Annotated in this window: 23 protein-coding genes and 1 riboswitch; of the genes, 6 read left to right on the top strand and 17 right to left on the bottom strand. The window is 38.9% G+C overall.

What is annotated here, in order from left to right; translation table 11 throughout:
• Nucleotides 1-6: 6 nt before the first annotated feature.
• Nucleotides 7-1,011 (bottom strand): asparaginase, encoded by a 1,005-nt coding sequence (locus tag ACIFOT_RS06830; RefSeq protein ID WP_430063366.1) that lies wholly within the window; start codon nt 1,009-1,011, stop codon nt 7-9.
• A gap of 184 nt (nt 1,012-1,195) precedes the next feature.
• Between ACIFOT_RS06830 and ACIFOT_RS06825 the strand changes: the two genes are divergently transcribed.
• A complete protein-coding gene (locus ACIFOT_RS06825; protein WP_430063364.1) occupies nt 1,196-1,552 on the top strand; it encodes a helix-turn-helix domain-containing protein in 357 nt (118 codons plus the stop codon).
• A gap of 207 nt (nt 1,553-1,759) precedes the next feature.
• On the opposite strand, the gene thiC is transcribed toward ACIFOT_RS06825, so the two are convergent.
• Nucleotides 1,760-3,517: a phosphomethylpyrimidine synthase ThiC gene (gene thiC, locus ACIFOT_RS06820; RefSeq protein ID WP_430063363.1), complete on the bottom strand. Its 1,758-nt coding sequence runs from the start codon at nt 3,515-3,517 to the stop codon at nt 1,760-1,762.
• A 176-nt stretch (nt 3,518-3,693) separates the two neighbouring features.
• A riboswitch (TPP riboswitch) is annotated at nt 3,694-3,807 on the bottom strand.
• Nucleotides 3,808-3,972: 165 nt separating this feature from the next.
• Here thiC and ACIFOT_RS06815 point away from each other — a divergent pair.
• Complete coding sequence (locus ACIFOT_RS06815; RefSeq protein ID WP_430063579.1) at nt 3,973-4,152, top strand: small acid-soluble spore protein H; 180 nt, start codon at nt 3,973-3,975, stop codon at nt 4,150-4,152.
• Between the two features lie 42 nt (nt 4,153-4,194).
• On the opposite strand, the gene ACIFOT_RS06810 is transcribed toward ACIFOT_RS06815, so the two are convergent.
• Nucleotides 4,195-5,445: an MFS transporter gene (locus ACIFOT_RS06810; RefSeq protein WP_430063361.1), complete on the bottom strand. Its 1,251-nt coding sequence runs from the start codon at nt 5,443-5,445 to the stop codon at nt 4,195-4,197.
• A gap of 297 nt (nt 5,446-5,742) precedes the next feature.
• Here ACIFOT_RS06810 and ACIFOT_RS06805 point away from each other — a divergent pair, with 297 nt between their 5' ends.
• Nucleotides 5,743-6,498 carry a hypothetical protein gene (locus ACIFOT_RS06805; protein ID WP_430063359.1) on the top strand — a complete coding sequence of 252 codons (756 nt, stop codon included), beginning with the start codon at nt 5,743-5,745 and terminating at the stop codon, nt 6,496-6,498.
• Nucleotides 6,499-6,567: 69 nt separating this feature from the next.
• On the opposite strand, the gene ACIFOT_RS06800 is transcribed toward ACIFOT_RS06805, so the two are convergent.
• The 3 genes from ACIFOT_RS06800 to ACIFOT_RS06790 form a co-directional block, all read right to left on the bottom strand.
• A complete protein-coding gene (locus ACIFOT_RS06800; RefSeq protein ID WP_430063357.1) occupies nt 6,568-7,293 on the bottom strand; it encodes a DUF475 domain-containing protein in 726 nt (241 codons plus the stop codon).
• A 149-nt stretch (nt 7,294-7,442) separates the two neighbouring features.
• Nucleotides 7,443-8,651 (bottom strand): MFS transporter, encoded by a 1,209-nt coding sequence (locus ACIFOT_RS06795; protein ID WP_430063355.1) that lies wholly within the window; start codon nt 8,649-8,651, stop codon nt 7,443-7,445.
• Nucleotides 8,652-8,802: 151 nt separating this feature from the next.
• Entirely contained in the window at nt 8,803-9,276 is a 474-nt protein-coding gene (locus ACIFOT_RS06790) for a hypothetical protein (RefSeq protein WP_430063353.1), read from the bottom strand.
• Nucleotides 9,277-9,496: 220 nt separating this feature from the next.
• Between ACIFOT_RS06790 and ACIFOT_RS06785 the strand changes: the two genes are divergently transcribed.
• The gene (locus ACIFOT_RS06785; protein WP_430063351.1) at nt 9,497-10,042 is read left to right on the top strand and encodes a flavodoxin family protein; all 546 of its coding nucleotides are present in this window, start codon (nt 9,497-9,499) and stop codon (nt 10,040-10,042) included.
• 42 nt (nt 10,043-10,084) lie between these two features.
• Here ACIFOT_RS06785 and ACIFOT_RS06780 read toward each other — a convergent pair whose 3' ends face one another.
• The 3 genes from ACIFOT_RS06780 to ACIFOT_RS06770 all read right to left on the bottom strand — a co-directional run bounded on the left by ACIFOT_RS06780 (nt 10,085) and on the right by ACIFOT_RS06770 (nt 13,397).
• The gene (locus ACIFOT_RS06780) at nt 10,085-10,411 is read right to left on the bottom strand and encodes an antibiotic biosynthesis monooxygenase family protein (protein WP_430063350.1); all 327 of its coding nucleotides are present in this window, start codon (nt 10,409-10,411) and stop codon (nt 10,085-10,087) included.
• A 28-nt stretch (nt 10,412-10,439) separates the two neighbouring features.
• Nucleotides 10,440-10,964 (bottom strand): DinB family protein, encoded by a 525-nt coding sequence (locus ACIFOT_RS06775; RefSeq protein ID WP_430063578.1) that lies wholly within the window; start codon nt 10,962-10,964, stop codon nt 10,440-10,442.
• 69 nt (nt 10,965-11,033) lie between these two features.
• Nucleotides 11,034-13,397 carry a polyprenyl synthetase family protein gene (locus ACIFOT_RS06770; RefSeq protein ID WP_430063348.1) on the bottom strand — a complete coding sequence of 788 codons (2,364 nt, stop codon included), beginning with the start codon at nt 13,395-13,397 and terminating at the stop codon, nt 11,034-11,036.
• Between the two features lie 145 nt (nt 13,398-13,542).
• On the opposite strand from ACIFOT_RS06770, the gene ACIFOT_RS06765 reads away from it, so the two are divergent.
• Nucleotides 13,543-14,088 carry an N-acetyltransferase family protein gene (locus ACIFOT_RS06765; protein ID WP_430063346.1) on the top strand — a complete coding sequence of 182 codons (546 nt, stop codon included), beginning with the start codon at nt 13,543-13,545 and terminating at the stop codon, nt 14,086-14,088.
• Between the two features lie 39 nt (nt 14,089-14,127).
• On the opposite strand, the gene ACIFOT_RS06760 is transcribed toward ACIFOT_RS06765, so the two are convergent.
• Nucleotides 14,128-14,916, bottom strand: coding sequence for a hypothetical protein (locus ACIFOT_RS06760; protein ID WP_430063344.1), 789 nt, complete (start codon nt 14,914-14,916; stop codon nt 14,128-14,130).
• Nucleotides 14,917-15,044: 128 nt separating this feature from the next.
• A complete protein-coding gene (locus ACIFOT_RS06755; RefSeq protein ID WP_430063343.1) occupies nt 15,045-15,914 on the bottom strand; it encodes a cation diffusion facilitator family transporter in 870 nt (289 codons plus the stop codon).
• 230 nt (nt 15,915-16,144) lie between these two features.
• Between ACIFOT_RS06755 and ACIFOT_RS06750 the strand changes: the two genes are divergently transcribed.
• Nucleotides 16,145-16,585, top strand: coding sequence for a YaiI/YqxD family protein (locus tag ACIFOT_RS06750; RefSeq protein ID WP_430063342.1), 441 nt, complete (start codon nt 16,145-16,147; stop codon nt 16,583-16,585).
• A gap of 63 nt (nt 16,586-16,648) precedes the next feature.
• Here the strand turns inward: ACIFOT_RS06750 and ACIFOT_RS06745 are convergent, their stop codons facing one another.
• From ACIFOT_RS06745 to ACIFOT_RS06720, 6 genes are all read right to left on the bottom strand, one after another.
• The gene (locus tag ACIFOT_RS06745; protein WP_430063340.1) at nt 16,649-16,978 is read right to left on the bottom strand and encodes a YciI family protein; all 330 of its coding nucleotides are present in this window, start codon (nt 16,976-16,978) and stop codon (nt 16,649-16,651) included.
• Nucleotides 16,979-17,061: 83 nt separating this feature from the next.
• Nucleotides 17,062-17,451 (bottom strand): cupredoxin domain-containing protein, encoded by a 390-nt coding sequence (locus ACIFOT_RS06740; RefSeq protein WP_430063338.1) that lies wholly within the window; start codon nt 17,449-17,451, stop codon nt 17,062-17,064.
• A gap of 148 nt (nt 17,452-17,599) precedes the next feature.
• Nucleotides 17,600-17,797, bottom strand: coding sequence for a hypothetical protein (locus ACIFOT_RS06735; RefSeq protein ID WP_430063336.1), 198 nt, complete (start codon nt 17,795-17,797; stop codon nt 17,600-17,602).
• Between the two features lie 27 nt (nt 17,798-17,824).
• On the bottom strand, nt 17,825-18,133 hold the full coding sequence (locus tag ACIFOT_RS06730) for a Rieske (2Fe-2S) protein (protein WP_430063335.1): 309 nt from the start codon (nt 18,131-18,133) through the stop codon (nt 17,825-17,827).
• Nucleotides 18,134-18,244: 111 nt separating this feature from the next.
• A complete protein-coding gene (locus ACIFOT_RS06725) occupies nt 18,245-18,475 on the bottom strand; it encodes a LysM peptidoglycan-binding domain-containing protein (RefSeq protein ID WP_430063334.1) in 231 nt (76 codons plus the stop codon).
• Between the two features lie 51 nt (nt 18,476-18,526).
• The gene (locus ACIFOT_RS06720) at nt 18,527-19,354 is read right to left on the bottom strand and encodes an enoyl-CoA hydratase-related protein (RefSeq protein WP_430063332.1); all 828 of its coding nucleotides are present in this window, start codon (nt 19,352-19,354) and stop codon (nt 18,527-18,529) included.
• Nucleotides 19,355-19,360: the final 6 nt, after the last annotated feature.

The raw sequence follows: 19,360 nt of genomic DNA, 5'->3' as shown, positions 1-19,360 counted from the left end.
ATAACATTATTCTTCTTTATCAGAATTGATTGTTAAATCCCCTGCTAGAGGAGTTTCAATGATTTTCTTTACCTCGTCTAATCCATCCGATTGTCCAAGAGCCCACATGAGTTTTGCAACAATTGCTTCTGTGTTCATATCCCCTGATAAAATAACGTTATGCTGCGCTACCTTCCTGCCGACTTCATAGAGTAGCAAATCTTCCCCTTCTTCAAGGCATTGGGTCGTAATGACGACCGCAACACCCGCCTCGGTCAGCTCTTGGATTTTTGAAAGAAGGTTCCGTCCTTCAAACGGCAATCCTCCGTTACCAAAACTTTCTATTATGATCCCTTTATATAACCCTTTTAAATTATCAAAAATCTCCGGTTTAATTCCGGGATATAATTTCATTAGAAATACGTCGGTGCATAAACGAGTGTTTACAGAAAGCTTTTCCGTGGCTGGTGCTGGTTTCCACTGATATTTCACTTCCTTGTCATTCACAAATGCAACATAAGGGTGATTCACACTTTCAAAAGCATCATAACTTTTTGTTCTCATTTTAACTGCTCTTGTTCCGAGAATGACTCGGCCGTCAAAAACGATAAAGACTCCTCCAATTGTTTCACAGGCAAACCGGATGGCGTCGGCGACATTTTTTTTCGCATCTGTTTTTTTGAAGCTGATTGGAACTTGTGAACCTGTTAAAACAACCGGCTTATCAAGTCCTTGGAGCATATAAGAAAGAGCAGCAGATGTATAAGCTAACGTATCAGTTCCATGTGTAATGACAAAACCGTCATATTCTTGATACTGATTATGGATAGCTTGGGCCATTTCCACCCAATGCTCTGGCTGCATATTGGTGCTATCAATATTCATTAAGATTTTACTATCAATTTTAATATCAGAGGAAGTAATCTTGCAATAATGAAGCAATTCCTCAGCGGATAGACCTGGAACGAGTCCTTCATTTCCTTCTACGGATGCAATGGTTCCTCCGGTGGCTAGCAATAAAATTTTCTTCAAATGTATCAGCTCCATTGAGTGAAAAAATAGTCATTATTCGCGTATTGCGTATCTATACTTTTCATTATAGAACTTAATTAGGATAAATCAATAGTTTGTACTCGATACGCGTACATTTTTCTATTCGAGTCTATCATTCTATGCTATAATGTGAACAATATTATCAAAATGGAGTTGGAGACGAATGCTGGATCGTTTGACCGAATTAAGAAAGGAACGAAAATGGTCGCTGCAGGAAACCGCTGATCAATTAGGAATCGCTAAAAGCACTTATGCTGGTTATGAGTCAGGATACCGGGAACCTTCCTTACTCTCATTAACACAAATAGCGGAATTATTTGATAAGTCAGTTGATTATTTGTTAGGGAGAACAGATGAGTTGCATCGGATGCAGTCAACAGTTGAAATCACAACTGCCATATATCCCCTATCCCCTTCTCTTTTGATAGATGGGGAACCATTAACGGCAGACGAAACAATCGACTTTGTCGCCTTTATACGTTCAAAAAGAGAATTAAAATTAGAAAAAGGCCCAACATGAAAATGTTGAGCCTTTTTCTAATTACTCCATTAATAATAGGTGCTTTCAGCGAACCCACACTTCTGACATTTTCTCATTCCAGGGGTTTCCCAAAAAATATGTCTACATCGGCACTGAATGGATTCTATTCTACCTTTTAAAAAATGAATTTTTTGGTATAAATCATCAATTTCTTCTATTAATCTTTTTACTTCATAGGAAGAAGTATTATCGGTATAATTTTGACCCATTGATGAGAAACTCCTCCGCTTTTTTCTTCATACCTGCATACCTTTCATCTTCCTTTGCCATACCTCGAATATCATGGGAAATTTTCATCGAACAGAACTTTGGACCACACATGGAACAAAAATGAGCTGTTTTGGCCCCTTCAGCAGGGAGCGTTTCATCATGGTATTCTCTTGCACGTTCTGGATCCAATGAAAGGTTGAATTGGTCTTCCCATCTGAATTCGAAACGAGCTTTCGATAAGGCATTGTCTCTCAATTGCGCCCCTGGATGACCTTTGGCCAGATCAGCAGCATGTGCCGCAATTTTATAAGCAATAACACCATCACGAACGTCATTCTTATTGGGTAAGCCAAGATGTTCCTTTGGTGTTACATAGCAAAGCATGGCGGTTCCAAACCAGCCAATCATCGCGGCGCCAATGGCGGAAGTAATATGGTCGTAACCTGGTGCAATATCGGTTGTTAAGGGCCCAAGCGTATAAAAAGGAGCTTCTCTACAAATTTCCATTTGCTTTTCCACATTTTCCTTAATCATATGCATCGGAACATGTCCAGGGCCTTCAATCATGACCTGGACATCATGCTTCCAGGCAATTTCCGTCAATTCCCCTAAAGCTTCAAGCTCTGCAAATTGCGCTTCATCATTGGCATCGGCAATGCTGCCAGGGCGAAGTCCATCTCCCAATGAAACCGAAATATCATACTTCTTTAAAATTTCACAAATTTCTTCAAAATGGGTGTAAAGAAAATTTTCCTGATGGTGGGCCAGACACCACTGCGCCATAATCGAACCCCCACGGGATACAATACCTGTCGTCCGTTTCGCTGTCAAAGGGATAAAACGTAACAACACACCAGCATGAATCGTAAAATAATCGACCCCTTGTTCCGCTTGTTCAACCAAGGTATCGCGATAAACTTCCCAGGTTAGATTCTCAGCAATTCCGTTCACCTTTTCAAGGGCTTGATATATCGGCACCGTTCCTACTGGGATAGGGGCATTGCGAATAATCCACTCTCTTGTTGTGTGTATATTTTTTCCAGTGGATAAATCCATGATTGTATCAGCTCCCCAGCGAGCAGCCCACGTCATTTTTTCAACCTCTTCTTCAATCGAGGAAGAAACAGCTGAATTTCCAATATTGGCATTGATTTTCACATGGAAATTTCGTCCAATAATCATCGGTTCACTTTCAGGGTGATTTATATTGGCTGGAATAATTGCTCTCCCGCGGGCAACTTCATCCCTGACGAATGCAGGCTCTACATTTTCACGAATCGCGATAAACTCCATCTCTGGAGTGATGATCCCTTTTTTCGCATAATGCATTTGGGTAACATTATGGCCTTTTTTGGCACGCAAAGGTGATTTGTTTATGTTAGGAAACCATTCAAGATTGGCCCGCTCGTCTGCATCACGGTAGCCATTATCTCGTGGCATTATCTCTCTTCCCGCATAGTTTTCAACATCATTGCGTTCATAAATCCATTTTTTGCGAAGTGCCTGAAGCCCTTTCCTGATATCAATTTGATGGTTCGGGTCTGTATAAGGCCCACTTGTATCATAAACTCGAACAGGTGCATTTTCCTCTTCACCATAAGTTGTAACCGTTCGTGTCAACTGAATTTCTCTCATCGGGACTTTAATGTCAGGTCTTGATCCTTCAAGATAAACTTTTCTGCTTCCTGTAAATGGTGATTGTATTCCGATGTTTACATTTACTTCCTTTTGCATTGTAACTTCCTCCTAAAAATGATAGATTTTGCAATCTAGAAGTTACAGCATAGTCCATTACATGTTAAGTCCATAGACAGACATATAAATAGATGACAATAAAAAAAGGCTCTGTTGGAAAACAGAACCTGATTAATCGTCAAAAAGTAGCGGCGCATAATCGAAAAACGAAAATGACACCTTCAAAACTACTTCCCTACGCTGGTATGATCCAGATCAGGTTCAAAGGGTCAAAGGATTTTATGCATCCTTCTCTCAGTCCGAGCCATCGGACCCCCCTAGTAGAACAAACAACAATATATTGTTATGTAACTTACATATAATTAATAACATAATTCTAACTATTAATAAAGCTTTTTACATCACTCAACCAATAAATTATTCCATTCATACGAATAAACCCTTCGTTTAATACAAATACTCTTGTAGTAAAAAACGAAAGGAGGTTACTCATGATGGATGCACAACGCGCACAGGAAATATGTAATTCACCGCAAATGGAAAACGTGACCTATAACGGTACACGCATTTATATTGAGCATGTAGATCAACAAAGTGGAAAAGCAACCATTCATCCGCTAGACGAACCAAGCAATAAACAAAGTGTTTCTGTTACAAACCTAGTAGAACGATGATGAAACGAAAAGCAGTAAAGAACGTTTACTGCTTTTTCATTTTTAGTTAAAGCCTCTTATCTCTTCATTCAGCATGACGGCAACAGAAATGAAAATGATGATACTACTAAAAAGAATAAAAGTGAAGATTTCTCCCATCCCTTCTGCTAACCAGCCAGTTATCAGATATCCTAAAGGTAAAAGAGCAAATGAACCTAACATATCTAAGCTCGCGACTCTCCCAAATTTTTCTTCTGGGACAAGTTCTTGAAGACTCGTTTCCCAAATCAAACCGAATAACATAATTCCGGCACCTTCCATAAACATACACAACATTAAAATCGGAACACTCGAGATAAATGGCATCATTAACAATGCTGCTCCACTTAATGCAACTCCCCCATAAGCAAGCAACCCTCTTTTTTTCCATTCTTTTCTTAAACCAAAAATGATCCCACACAAAATAGCCCCTGCCCCGGACGAAGAAAGAACAAGACCAAATACAACTGGTTCAAACTCATAATAAATATTTACAAGCCATGGTATTAACACCCTAATGATGCCGCCTGAAAAAATATTTATTAAGGAGAATGCTAGAATCGTAATCCATAACCAGGGCTTTTCTTTAAGGACCACAATCCCTTCCAAAAAATCCTGTTTGATTGAATTTTTCTCACTTTGAATTTCTTTTATTTTTTGAAAGGATAACGTCCGAAGGCTAAATAAAAAGATTAATGAAATAATGTAAGTAACGGCATCAATTCCAAATCCCCAGCCTGAAGATAAGGAAGATACAATCAATCCTCCAATAATCGGTCCTGATATTCTTAACACCTGCATACTGACTTGAGTTAAAGAATTGGCGGCGTTTCGAATATCCTCTGTAAAAACCTTCGCTCGTACAGCTGAATAGGCTGGCTGAAAAAAACTATCCATCATGCCCATAACAAACATGATCATAAAAAGGACGGTCATATTTAACTGCCCCATAAATGCGATCACAGCTAAAATCATCATGAAGATAAAACGGACAATATCCACGATAAACATAATTTTTACTTTATTCATTTTATCAACCATGACGCCTGAAAACGGAAGCATCACGACAAATGGGGTCATATAAACCGCCATCACAGACCCCATCATTGCTGTCGAATGTGACACTTGAAGAACAACGATAGGAAGAATCACATTTGTAATCGAGCTCCCTAATAAAGAAAAAATTTGCCCAAAAAGCAAAGCCGTAAAATGCTTAGATTTTTTAAAAAGTTGAAAATATGTAAACCATTGATTCATCTGCTTCGTTTGTAACACCTCGAATGATTCCTCTCCTTATGGTTTTTACATTCTTTTTTCTTTTTATTATCTGATTAAATAATGCTAAAGAAAAGGATATTCTATTATTTTTTTCGTGCTATCTGTAATAAATAGGATACAAGCACACACACTGCTCATTCCTCTGGGTTTTGGTCTTGTATCATACTCTATCATTTGCCTATTTTCTCTTAATCTAAAAAAAAAAAGGCTAATTTATTAGGACAACGTCATTCCGTGACACATATACATGCAGTGTTAATATAAATCATTAAATTTACAGGGGGAAAACTTAGTATGCATAAAGACATCATGAAATACTTTATTGGGAAAGTTATAAAGGTCAATCGAGGCGGTTCTGAATCCAGAATTGGGAAGTTAATGGATGCCAGTGACGATTATCTAGCCCTATTTACGGAAGCCGACGGACTCGTCTATTACAATACCCAACATATAAAGAGCTTTACCGATAACATGAAGGGCGAAATGGAATTTAACATCGTGGTCCCAAATGATATTCAATATAAAAAAGCAGATAATTTCTATAGCTTAATGGAATCATTGAAATTTCAATGGGTCAGTATAAATCGCGGGGGCCCGGAGAAGATTGAAGGTGTTTTAAGTGATATCCATCCAGATTACGTGTCTTTAATTAATAAAGAGGAAATTGTCCGCCTTTCGATGTTCCATATCCAAAATATTAGCTATGGCCTTAAAATTGAAAATGCCCAAAATGAACAATCGAATAACCAGGCTTCAAATCAATCTAAGCAATCTAACAAACAAGAGGTTTCCCGATCCTCCAAATCAGAGAGACAAGACGGCTCTCGATCTTCTCGATCTTCTCGATCTGATAAAGAATCCGAAAGACAATCATCAAAATCAGATTCCGATAGGAAGAAATCACGTCAACGTGTTCAGTATATTCCAGAGGCACCTTTAACAGACGAGGTTATTATGGAAAGAGCGAATGAAGAAGATGAAGATGTATCTTTATCTGAATTACTGTCCTCAATGGAGAAGTATTTACGAAAAGTCACTAAGAAGGAGTAACAACTATTACCAATAAATTAACAACTCAAATAAAAGCAGGGTATTAGCCACCCTGCTCCATTTTTGAAATTAGATCGTTCTTTCCGAATTGTCTCGGAAAAAATGAACGATAAAGGTTCCCATGAGTACAGCTATTAAAATACTAAAGAAAATTAATTCATCTAGATGAAATCCGAAGGCTGCAGCAATCATTTTAATGGCAATGATGGCTATTAAAACAAAGGCCGTCGTTTCCAATTCCGGGACTTTTTCAATTAAGGTTAGGAATAATTGAGCAACACCGCGCATCATTAAAATTCCTAACATCCCGCCTAATAGTAGTACCCAAACATGATTCGAGACGCCGAATGCCGCAATAATGCTGTCAAAGCTAAAGGCAATGTCCATAAGCTCAACGGTTATCACGGTTCTCCAAAAGCCCGTTTTTTTGCCTTGGATTTCGACTTCTTCTTCATTTTTCTTAATAAAATTTTGAAAAACCATCCAAAGGAGATAATGACCGCAGACGATTTTGATCCAAGCAATATTGATTAGGGAGACCCCTAACCCTATCGCGATCACACGAAAAAAATAAGCACCAAAGATCCCATAGAATAGGGCTTTCTTTCGCTGATGTTTTGGAAGATGTTTCACCATTACGGCTAAGACTAAGGCGTTATCTGCCGAAAGCAGCCCTTCCAAAATAATAAGAGTTCCGATAATCCCCCAGGTTGCTGGATTAGCAAAGACTGATCTTAATGCGTCAAGTGATAAAAAGGTATCATAACTATTAAATATTTCATGTAAGAAACCCATCTGCTTGTCCTTCTCCTTTATGTCTAGTTTATTTACAAAAAAAATGGACTTATTATTTTAAATGTATGTCCGCCCATTGATTATATGAACCAAAAAAATCCCCGGGTCCTCCTCAAATGGACCCAGGGATTTTTTTGGAAAACAACGTACTATTTACTTGATACAGCCTTTCTTTTCAGGCTGCTATTCAACTCATTGCTATTCCAATAAGCCATTACCATCGCAACTAATAATAAAATGCCCGTTAACATAAATACACTTTGTACAGGGAAAATACCCCCCAGTAATCCACCGATCAACGGTCCTGTCATCCCGCCAATTTGCGTAGCCGTTTGGTTTAAACCAAAGGCTCTTCCGCGGAAATCCTCTGTTGTCGATTTCACTACCAAGCCGTTTAAAGCTGGGAAAACCGCACAGAAGAAGATTCCAGACACAAAGCGGATCATCGAGAATCCCCATAAATGAGTGAATAGAATTTGGCCGATGGTGAAAATTCCGCCACCGAGCAGTCCTATAAAGAGAACTTTCTGAAATCCAACCTTATCTGCCCATTTTCCCCATAAAGGAGCAAAAAACGCACTTGCAATCCCTGGCAGGGAGAACACAATTCCTGCCAGTAATGACGTGTTATCGGCAGAACCACTCAATTTGACGATATATAATGGTAACACCGGTTCGATCGTCATCACCGAACAGGCAGTAATGACGGTTAAAATTAATACAAGCATGAGCGGACGGTTCTCCAAGGCTGTTTTAAAATCATTTTTTACAGAGCCTCGTTTCTTGCTTGGTGTGAAATTTTCTTCTGTTACTAAAAAAATGATCAAGAAGGTCGCGATAAATACAATGAACCCAGCGCTGGCAAATGCCCAGCGGTTTCCGACTAACTCTGCCATTCCCCCGCCGAGCAAGGGTCCGACAATTCCACCTGATGCTGAGGCGGAAGAAATCATCGAAAGCGCGTAGCCCACTTTTTCATTTGGCGTGTTGGTTCCAATCAAAGCAATCGCACCAGGAATGAACCCGCTTAATAACCCCTGCAGGATTCTCAGCACCAATATTTCATAAGGATTTGTGACAAAAGCCATTAACGTATAAATAACAAACAAAGCAAATCCGGCCCGAATGATCATCGGTTTTCTGCCATATTTATCTGCTACACTCCCCCAGAACGGCGAGGCAAGGGCACCGGCAAAAAAGGCTGAACCGAATAACAGACCTGACCACATTTCGGTGTGATCATGAACCCCGATTTGAAGTAGAAAAATCGGCAAAAAAGGAATGACCATGGAAAAACTTGCTGATGTGAAAAAAACTCCGATCCAGAGCACCCACAAATTTCGTTTCCACCTTAGCATGCTTTTCCATCTCCCAAAAAGATATATTTTTCCAATGTGCAATTTTAATATTGTTATAATATCACAAACTTCATTTATTTTCATTCCCGAAATATTTGATTATAGAAATAAAAATACCCCGAGTGTGTGATAACACTTGGGGCAACATTGATTATTCATTATTTCTATTCATTTCATTCACCATGGTTTTCATTGAATGGATGACCGTCTTTTTGTACTTCACTGCTAATATAAGGACCCTAATTTGTTGGGATCGGGATAAATCATGGAAACGGGGCTCTTGCTTCAAGAAGGATCGCACAATCGACCAGCTTTTCGGCATTAAGGGAAAATCATCCAGAGGTTGTTTCTTTCGGATACGATAAAACCAGGAGGTGATTCCAGGGGATGTGCTTTTATCAACTATACATGGTGCATAGATACTTTTTGTATGTTTCCGAAGATTTTCGAATCTGTCGTGACCGCTCACAATGATATAACTGTCGTCTTTCCGATTTTTTTTGACAATCAAAACAAACATGCAGTCCCACATAAATCTTTGAAGCCTCTTAATGTGCTCCGTTATTTTCATTGATAAATCGGGTTTGATCTTGTTCAAGGGTATATACTGTACCGTGAACTTCATTAACATCCCCTCCTTACAAATGGAAGCAACTACGGTAATCTCAAATCATTATATGTAGGAACTGGGCTCATGTTTCATTAAAGGAGAATCTTTTCCTTTTCTTGATATGACTTGAAACCCCTCTTTTAAATAATTCATGGAAAATCATCATTCTCGATTTTTCCTTTCTGATAGGATATAGTTATCTACAACTTATTGAATTTGAAAGGAGAAATATGGGATGTCTTTAGCAGTAATTTATGGGGGAACCCGTCCAAACGGGAATTCTGAACTGTTGACCGATCATGCGGTCCAAGGAATAGCAGCCGAGAAAGTTTACCTTAAAGATTTTATTATCAAGCCAATCGAAGACATGCGGCATTCCCCAGAAGGATTTCAGGACAGAAATGATGATTATAACTCCATCCTTGATCGGATTCTCCCGCATGATACTATTATTTTCTCTACGCCTATTTATTGGTATAGCATGTCAGGAACGATGAAAAATTTTATTGATCGCTGGTCCCAGACTCTAAGGGACGCCAAATATCCTGATTTTAAAAAGACCTTGTCATCAAAAAAAGCTTATGTGATTGCTGTTGGTGGAGATAATCCATACCTAAAGGGTCTGCCGATGATTCAACAATTTAAGTATATCTTTGATTTTATGGGAATAGAGTTTGGCGGTTATATTCTTGGGAAGGGAAGCCAGCCTGGGGATGTATTACAAGACAAAGAGGCATTCTTCTCTGCTTCCCAATTAAATAATCATTTAAAAAATCTATAAATTTAACGGGCTGAACTCCAATGGAATTCAGCCCGTTTTTCCTCACATTTCAAAAAAACTATGTCTTTCCACTTTACAGACTCTTAAAGCGAAATTTTTGTACCATTCGCTTTTCCCCTTTGCCTGTGCAGCTTGGTGTTCAACATGGTCCTTCCAGTTCTTGATGGATTCCAGCGAGTCCCAATATGAAACAGTGATGCCCAGTTCCGAATCACGGGCACTTTCCACACCTAAAAATCCTTCATGTTGAGAAGCTAATTCTAGCATTCTATCAGCCATTTTTCCGTATCCCTTGTCGCCTTCAGTCCGCTGTGAAGCAAAGATCACCGCGTAATAAGGCGGCACGGGAGTATTTGCAATCCGACTCATTTTATGTCCACCACTCCTGATAATAAAATTACTTTTTCAAAATGCCTAAATACTCTTTCCAAGGGCCAACGTCAGCTCTGTATCTCACAGCCATAATCCGAACAATTTGGGCAATGTGAGTTAAATCATGAACAACCCAAGTAGAAAGCAATTCTCTTACCTTTACAATACCAAGATCAGGGTGTGAACCCATCAATTCAAGTTGTATATCAGGATTAATTAGCCCAAGGAGTTTGAGTATATTTTGTGTTCTCAATGTTTTAAATTCAAGTAATTTTTGTTCGATGGACCTTTCAAAGTTTTTATTTAAATGTGAAAAACGATCAAATGGGGGGAAAGATTTATTAACTCCTTCCTGAAGAATATATTCCAATCTTGGTAACCAATTAATCTTTTCTGCCTCAATAAGATGCTCAATTACTTCAGAAACATTCCAGGTTCCTTCGCCTTCATTGCATTGCAGCCAATCATCAGATAATCCAGATAAAAAATTCTCCAATGTTGGAGGAGTACGCTCCAGAACTTCAATAGCTTCTTTCATATTAAAATTCACAATACCGATCCCTTCTTGCATTAATTCAGCGAGACACTTTACAAACAATCTCTTTCTAAAATACCACTCTTAATGATCCCGATTTACAATATAATTCAATAAATGTTTCAAAAAAGAAGTTTTTCGCGGCACTTCCTGCAACACCTCCATCGCTAAACAGTAATGCTCCCACATCGCTTTTTTCGCACCATCCATCCCTAGGATAGATACAAAAGTGGAATGATTATGTTCCGCATCTTTGCCAATTTGTTTTCCGAGTAAATCCAAATCTCCTTCAACATCCAGCAGGTCATCCTTAATCTGAAAGGCTATACCAGCATGACGGGCGAATTTTTTCAAAGCTTCCCTTTCAAGCTCTTTAGCTTTTGCGAGTATGGCAGGCATGATAAGGGAAGCTTCGAACGCAATCCCGGTTTTGTAAAAGCTCATCAAATTCAATTGTTCAAGTGTCAGAGGTTTCCCTCTTGAATCCAAGTCCATTGCCTGACCCTTGCACATATCGGCTGTCATTTGTGCCGAATATCGAATCAAGTTCAGGACCGTTTCAGAATCAAACTGGTTAAGGGATGCTTGTTCCTCGATCGCCTTTTGGGTTAGAAAAAGACCGGTTAATTCTGCTATCGCATTGTTATAAACCATGTGCAGCGTTTGACGGCCCCTGCGGAGGACTGCATTATCCTGTGCGGGCAGATCATCAAAGATAAGAGACGCCGTATGCATATATTCCAATGATTTCAAAAGGGGCACGATGGCCGAAGGATTTAATCCGTATTCGTTGACACACATGACCCAAGTCATAATGGGACGCAAACGCTTGCCATCACCCTCAAGACTATAATTGGCAGCATCAGTGATTGGATCTTTCAGTAATGACGCATTTTGAGGTTTAGCGATATACAAAATGCTATTGATCTGATTGCGGACAGTTTCAATCGTATCTAAAAAATCTTCCTGCTCTTCTCGTTCATTTTTTAAAATGGTTATCATATGGTCCCGAAGCAGTTTATCAAAGAAATCGACATCATCGGCTTTACGGACCATTTTTTGAATAACTCGATTGAAATTCGGAAAGCCAGAAGCGAAAAGCTCCATCACTTTAATGTATTTTTCGCTCCCCTTCCGTTCTTTAAAACGCTTTAACCCGTTAATCGCCCGATCCAAAATCACCTCACAGGTCTTGGGGTCTGAATGATACACGTTATGTATTAAATGGGAAATGACCGCCCAGTATAATTCAAACGGATTGATAAGGTCGGGACGTTTATCATGATATTTCATGAAGTAGGTATAGGGAGTTACGGCCCCCTCCTCCATGTCGTCAAACATATCGGCAAAATCATCAGCAAGCTGGTTGTAAATGCCGTAAAAGAATGTTCGGCTTTCAAAGCCCTCATCCTCAGGAGCACTGATCACGGAACGGACAATCAATCGAGAAGATGACGATTTTAAGATAATCGGGACATAAAGCTCTTCATTAGTGTACCTGTCATAGGATAAATCCTTTTCACGATCTACTTCTTGTGAATGAAAAAACACAAAGGCCTGCTCGAAAAAATGGATTCTATTATCTGGGCGCTGGTGAATCTTAATCGCCTCAAAGGCATCACGGAGTTCTGAATGAATAAAACGGATCAATTCCGCGTTATCACCCTGCCACTTCCCCAATTCCGGCACATTGCCTGTGATTAGAGTGGTCCGAATCAAATTGGAATATTGCTTTTTTTCATCTGCAGACAAAACTTTGGCATCGAGAAGGTCGTCAATGAAGGGATAGGTCAGACCATAGGCATAGCCAAGCTTAATCGCATGATCAAGTCTTTTTGTACGCTCTGCTGGCGATATTTTATCGTCCATCTCTTCAAACTCGTGCATCAGCACCCCAGCAATAATCTTAATAAGCTTTCGCTGGGCATTTTCAGCATCCAAGCCATCTGGAATATTGGAGGATACAATCTTAAGTTTATTTATCAGCCAAATAATGGCAGTTTCAATGCCTTCCTTCTGAGCCCAGCGGTAAAATCCGGCCATGCTGAACATCTCCGAATTGTCTTCCTTATTTGTCAGATGACTTTTTAAATTGTCAACGACACTGCGAACTCTTTTCTTTGTTTCGGGTGAGTCCAGGGCTTTGCCGAGATCCCGCATGTAAAGATAAGAAATGCTTCGATCCAGATAACGGTCTAGTTTGCCTGTGTAATGGAGCCATTGGATATAATTGTGGTACCCATTTGAACCCGTTTTTTTTCGAGAAAATAGGGATAGGAATGAATGATGATGGATATGGTTTTGTTTCCATGATTGAATATCATTTATTAGTGTTGGGACATAGGTCTTTTCTGAGACCAGAACATATAGCGTTTTAAAATAACGAGTAGCCTTCTCCTCTGCCTGCTGATAACATTCATCTGCATTAATCATTAGCTTCACATTCATACTATATGATCCCTCAACTTAATATTATAAATTCTAAATCTACAATAATATTTATTTATTCAATTATACTATAAGCACTATTCGAAACCATTGAGATTCTTTATAATTTAGTAAAAAAGGAAAATTATGTTTGGAGGACGTCTAATTGATTGCTAAACTAAAAGATTCTAATATTAATAATTTTAGATATATTGTACGCTCTGCGACTGAATCCGATGCGCAAAACCTAGCTGAGGTTCGATTGCAGATCGATGGCGAAACAGAAAATTTAGATTGTGAACCTGGTGAGGCCTACATAGATGAAGCAGGTTTTAAACAGATCATTAAAGATGATACCGAAAGTATGAATAACCTGTTTTTAGTGGCTGAAGCAAATGAAAGAATTGTAGGTTTTTCAAGGCTTGAAGGAAGTAAACTGAAAAGAACCTCTCACAAGGTGGAATTTGGAATCTGTGTATTAAAAGAATATTGGGGATATGGGATCGGTAAAAACCTTTTAAGAGAATCGATTCAATGGGCTGACTCCAATAATATTAAGAAAATAACACTGAATGTCCTCGAAACCAATGAAAAAGCGATCGAGCTTTATAAAAAATGTGGATTTGAAGTGGAAGGTGTATTGAAAAAAGACAAAATTCTATCTGATGGGAACTACTATAATACCATCGTGATGGGAAGGTTTAATGGATAGGAAACTCAACGCTCGGCTGCTTAAGCCGAGCGTTTTCAATTATTCTTCCAAATTTTTTCTATAAAGATCATAGTCTGTTTTAACGAAATGAAAGGCTGCCGCGCTGCCTCCTTGATCAGGATGAGTAATTTTTAATAATTTTTTAAATCCGGCTAAAACCTCTTTCTGCCCTGCCGTTTTTGAAAGTCCTAACTTTTGACGGTAGTCAAGTGTTTTAGGCGGTATCATAATCTGAGGTTTTTCAGGTTCTCTTTTGCCCTCTTTAGAAAGCTCTTCTTTTAATTTTAACAACTCATTCCGTAATTCCATATTTTCTTTCAGTACTTTTCGCGTTTCTGATTGTAATTCATTTATTTCATTTTTTAGGCTGCTGTTTTCTTTTTTTAAATTGTCCCGTTGCTGAATCAACGTTTTTATAGAAGTATTATGAAGTTCTTCGATTCCTTTTAGCTGGTCATCCTGAACTTTTATTTTTACTTGCAAATCACGGATGGCCCTATCCTGATCTGAGGATCGAGTCACATGCTGTGAAATGGATTCCTTTGATATGTAATCTGTTATCTGGCCTTTATTTCCAACCCTCTGTATTTTACCTTCATTTAGCCAGCGTTGAACAGCATGAAGACCAGCACTCGCGGAAACACCTGCATCCTTTAACAGGTTAATAGCTTGATCGGTATCATCTAGGATGTATTCGGTTTTCCGAAGTCCTAATTTTCCCTCGTATTTAATTTTTCGCTCCCGCAGCCATCGCTTAACAGTTTGAATGCTAATATCGTCTGGAACTCCTGCGTTTTTTAACAACTCAAAAGCTTGATCAGTATTCACATTGAACCTCCTATCCCTCTTTTTCTAAAAAGACAGGATAACATAATAGTAAGGGAGTCACATCATTATGTGAATGGCTAATTAAGACTATTCGATGTTTGGTTCATTTGGATTAATTGAAATCGAATTTAACTTGGCTCTACATGGACATGAACATCATATACACCATGGTCTTCCATCATGATTTTTTCTACATAGGTAGCTATATCATGAGCTTCTTTAATACCGAGCGTAGAATTAACAAGAATAACAACATCTATTACTTCATTATTCCCATAGTTTCTTCCTTTAATTTCTTTTACTCCTTTAACGCCATCCAATTCTTTGATGACATTGTTATAAAGATGGATTTTATCTTCATCGAAACCGTCCGAAAGTTCAAGTGAAGCTTCTCTAAAGATGTCCCATGCGGTTTTACATATTAATAGTCCTACAACAATAGCAGTAATGCTATCTAGCCAAGGCATATTTAATTGTGAACCCAAAATACCTACTGCTGTTCCAATACTTACCCAAGCATCGGAAATGTTATCTTTTGCAGCTGCCATTACAGCTTTGCTATTAATCTTAAGAGCTAATTTCTTGTTGTAATAATAAACAAAATACATGACTAGCGCCGAAAAAACACCAACATACGCTGCCATAATATCCGGTGTTTCTTTTGTTCCTTGAAAAATTGAGGTACTTGCCTCAATTAAGACTTCAAGTCCCACCGCTGCCATAATAAATGAAGCGACCATTGAGGCAATCGTTTCACTTTTCCGGTGTCCATATCGATGGTTTTTATCGGGTGGTCTTTGCGAAATCTTGAGCCCAATGAGTACTGCAATAGATGCGATGATATCGGTTGTATTGTTTAGACCATCTGCTTCTAAAGCATCGGAATCGCTAATGTATCCAATTACTAGTTTTAAGATTGAAAGACATATATATGCAATAATACTAATGATGGCTCCACGTTCACCTAATTTAAGGTCATTATACTTTTCTTGTTCCATACTAGATCCTCCCCTTATAGCACTAGATTAGGATAACAGTTAAAATACAGGTGGGTCTAGAGCAATCTTTTTGCATCGTTTAATATTAATAAGGGAAATGCAAATATGTTGCACAAGCGAAAAATCTCACTTACGAAAAACCAATTTTGTGAAATTTTTCCTAATATCGTTTGACAAAAGCAAAATCTGCCCTTATTATCAACTCGTACTTATTTATGGGAGAGATAAAGATGAAAATTTATGTTGATGCAGATGCTTGTCCGGTAAAAGATATAATTATTTATGAAGGTACAAAGGCTGAAATCCCTGTTATCCTTGTAACTAGCTTTTCTCATTTTTCTAATGCGGAGCAGCCATCTGGCGTGGAAACCATTTATGTGGATTCAGGAGCAGATGCGGCGGATTATAGGATTATGAAGTTAGCAGATAAAGCTGATATCATCGTTACGCAAGATTATGGTCTTGCCTCGCTAGGCTTAGCAAAAGGGTGTACGGTTCTTCACCATAAAGGGTATAGCTATACAAATGAAAACATCGATCAATTGTTACAAACCCGTTATTTGAGTGCAATGGCTCGAAAAAGTGGTAAACGTACAAAGGGTCCAAAACCATTTACAGCAGAAGATAGGGAGAAATTTAGGGAGCTTTTTAAAAAAGCGATTTCACGTTAAACTAACCCGTTAGAACAAGAAAAGCTGCCAGAATGACAGCCCTGATCTTAACTAACGCACCTTTTATTTTTTAGGTAAGGTTGCCTTCATCGGATAAAATTCCACAGTCATGACTCCTCCAATAACGGCGGGATCTTCTGCGATGAGTTTTGGAACTTGATCTTCCATCCCAACTTCGATGATTGCGAGTCCATGGGGTTCTTTAGGATTTAGAACCGGTCCGAAAACTAAAGCAATCCCTTGATTCTGTTTTTCCGTCCAATAGGTGATGTGTTGCAGCATGATGGCCCTTTCCTCTTCGGTCATGTCCTGATGAAAAGTTGCTCTTGGCGGAGTAGACTTTAACATGAAGTGTATTTTTTCCGTATTATGACTTGAAATGTTGTTCGACAATTTGTATCCCTCCCTCTTGAATTCCATAAAATAGACAAAAGCTATTGCATATTAAACAAGCAAGGCCCTATTGGCCTTGCTTGTTATTGAACTATTACTTTTCCAACCATTCCTCCTTGAAAATGGTACCTGCATATCAGGTCATATGTACCGGGATTCATGGGTTTCACGGTAATGGTTTTTTGTTGTCCAGGCTGGACTTCGGCGTCAATTCCAAGCTTTTCCACTGTGAAGGTGTGTTCTTTCTTACCTTCATTTTTCAAGATCACCGTTGTTGATTTTCCATTGAGAAGCGTGATGACTTTAGGATTAAAGTAATCATCGTTCAACTTGACCTCAATCGCTTTCGCCCTTTCCGTTGGCTGAGTTTTAGCACTGGATTCGGCAAATACGCCGAGTGTGCCTATAGTTGTCAAAACCACAGACATTGCAATCAAAGCGACTAATCCTGTTAACCACTTTTTCACAGACATTCGCAATCCCTCCTTTCTATAACTGTATTGTTTCTAAAACACAAAATATTATCACTAAAAGAACTTAGGTCGAACCAAATAGCCATAATTCTTTACATATTTCATATTCTTTTCTGAAAACCCTTTTCCGGCCTTTTTCCCCTTTTAATTATATACCCAGACGGTCAAATTCCCTTTCAAGAACTTCTAACCACTCATCCATGGTTATTCCATCTGGATTTTTAGGATTTGGCTTTTCGTGCCAATCCTCTGTTGGCAAATTCCCTTGACGAATATTCCATTTTAATTGAACTAAATCCTCCAAGTCCAAATCTTTTAAATCCATAAACCAAATGCGTTCAGTCATATCCGAACTGCCTCCACTGTAAGGTTATTAGAAATCAATCCATATTTCATTATTTCGGATGTCAACGGGAAAGGTTTGTATGGGTGCAAAACAAGGACCGGCCAGCGGCTCTCCAGTTTTTATATCAAATTTGCCGCCATGCCTTGGACAATTCACACTTCCTCCATCCATAGAACCTTCAGTTAAATATTGCCTTCTATGCGTACAAATATTGGACGTTACATAATACCCTTCCTGCAGATGGAATAGTACCAGGCTTTCATTATCTATAATAATTTCTTTCATTTCACTGACATGTTCTACTTCCTCTGCTCCTGCTATCCTCATCCAAGTCATAAAACACCTCATGCTAAATAGATTATGTCTGTATTATTTACATTCAACATCTTAAATGATTCAAAAAAAGGGACAGTTTGAGTACGTCCCTTTCTAAATGATCTATTATTTTTATTTTACAATGGTTAATTTTTGCCCTATATAGATAGGTTGATTTGGATCGAGGTTGTTGGCTTTGACGATGGAGTCAACTGTTACCCCATTGTTCTGGGCGATTTTCCAGAGCGTATCGCCAGCAACTATAGTGTAAATAAAACTCGATACTGTTGGAAGGGTTACAGTAAATTTAGCTACATACCCAGAATCCAAATAGACACTATCTTTTTGGTTGGTGATGTTCAAAATAAACCCCCTTAACCAACAAGATTAAGGGGGGGATGTAAAAATATTAAGTTATTTTTCTCTGCGTCCATCATGAAAGAAATCAGGTACATCACTGCTTTTCAGTGGAAAGTCTGGGGACCGCTTTTCAAGAAACGATTGGACACCTTCCCTCGCATCAGCGTTGTTTCCCGCCCACCAGAGAAACTTTGATTCAGCAAGATGAGAGGCACTTGGAGAATTTTCACTTAGCATGTTCCACAAAAGCTGACGGACAAATCGGTTTGATGTCGCTGCTGTTTCACCTGCAATCATCTGAGCAATCTCATAGGCTTTTTCCAGCACATCGTCCACTTCGTACTGGACTAAGCCAGACGCTAAGGCTTCGGACGTTGGTATGTAGCGGCCTGTATACATCCATTCAAGCGCCTTTCCAATACCGACAAGCCGAGGAAGAAACCAACCCGAACAGGCTTCAGGACCGATGCCGCGTTTAGCGAAAACAAAGCCGATTTTCGCATCTTTTTTGACAATCCGTATATCCATGGCAAGTGTCATCGTTAAACCAATTCCAACCGCTGGCCCATTAATGGCGGCAATGATTGGTTTTTTCAAGCTGTGTACTACCAGACTTACCTGCCCACCGCCGTCTCGATAGTCATCGAATGATTCTGTAGATGAGAAAGTCTCCCCTCCATTACCTAAATCCATTCCCGCACAGAATGCTTTACCTTCGCCTGTTACAACAATCACACGAACTTCATCATCCTGATCTGCCTTTTTGTATACGTCCACCAGCTCCTCGACCATGAGAGACGTGAACGCATTCATTCGATCCGGCCGGTTTAAAAAAATAGTTAAAATGCCATTGTTAAGTTCGGTTTTAATGGAATCGTACAAAAAATC

It is taken from the genome of Neobacillus sp. NRS-1170 (assembly GCF_050468025.1).
Note: the sequence above shows the minus strand (reverse complement) of the source record. Positions and strands in the feature narration are given on the sequence as shown.

Excerpts from the sequence above, each read along its gene's own strand:
- ACIFOT_RS06805 (WP_430063359.1), top strand. The coding sequence starts at position 5,743 with ATGCATAAAGACATCATGAAATACTTTATTGGGAAAGTTATAAAGGTC.
- ACIFOT_RS06780 (WP_430063350.1), bottom strand. The coding sequence starts at position 10,411 with ATGAGTCGGATTGCAAATACTCCCGTGCCGCCTTATTACGCGGTGATC.
- ACIFOT_RS06825 (WP_430063364.1), top strand. The coding sequence starts at position 1,196 with ATGCTGGATCGTTTGACCGAATTAAGAAAGGAACGAAAATGGTCGCTG.
- ACIFOT_RS06735 (WP_430063336.1), bottom strand. The coding sequence starts at position 17,797 with ATGACTGAACGCATTTGGTTTATGGATTTAAAAGATTTGGACTTGGAG.
- ACIFOT_RS06750 (WP_430063342.1), top strand. The coding sequence starts at position 16,145 with ATGAAAATTTATGTTGATGCAGATGCTTGTCCGGTAAAAGATATAATT.
- ACIFOT_RS06730 (WP_430063335.1), bottom strand. The coding sequence starts at position 18,133 with ATGACTTGGATGAGGATAGCAGGAGCAGAGGAAGTAGAACATGTCAGT.
- ACIFOT_RS06740 (WP_430063338.1), bottom strand. The coding sequence starts at position 17,451 with ATGTCTGTGAAAAAGTGGTTAACAGGATTAGTCGCTTTGATTGCAATG.
- thiC (WP_430063363.1), bottom strand. The coding sequence starts at position 3,517 with ATGCAAAAGGAAGTAAATGTAAACATCGGAATACAATCACCATTTACA.
- ACIFOT_RS06755 (WP_430063343.1), bottom strand. The coding sequence starts at position 15,914 with ATGGAACAAGAAAAGTATAATGACCTTAAATTAGGTGAACGTGGAGCC.
- ACIFOT_RS06815 (WP_430063579.1), top strand. The coding sequence starts at position 3,973 with ATGGATGCACAACGCGCACAGGAAATATGTAATTCACCGCAAATGGAA.
- ACIFOT_RS06800 (WP_430063357.1), bottom strand. The coding sequence starts at position 7,293 with ATGGGTTTCTTACATGAAATATTTAATAGTTATGATACCTTTTTATCA.
- ACIFOT_RS06795 (WP_430063355.1), bottom strand. The coding sequence starts at position 8,651 with ATGCTAAGGTGGAAACGAAATTTGTGGGTGCTCTGGATCGGAGTTTTT.
- ACIFOT_RS06785 (WP_430063351.1), top strand. The coding sequence starts at position 9,497 with ATGTCTTTAGCAGTAATTTATGGGGGAACCCGTCCAAACGGGAATTCT.
- ACIFOT_RS06790 (WP_430063353.1), bottom strand. The coding sequence starts at position 9,276 with ATGAAGTTCACGGTACAGTATATACCCTTGAACAAGATCAAACCCGAT.
- ACIFOT_RS06770 (WP_430063348.1), bottom strand. The coding sequence starts at position 13,397 with ATGAATGTGAAGCTAATGATTAATGCAGATGAATGTTATCAGCAGGCA.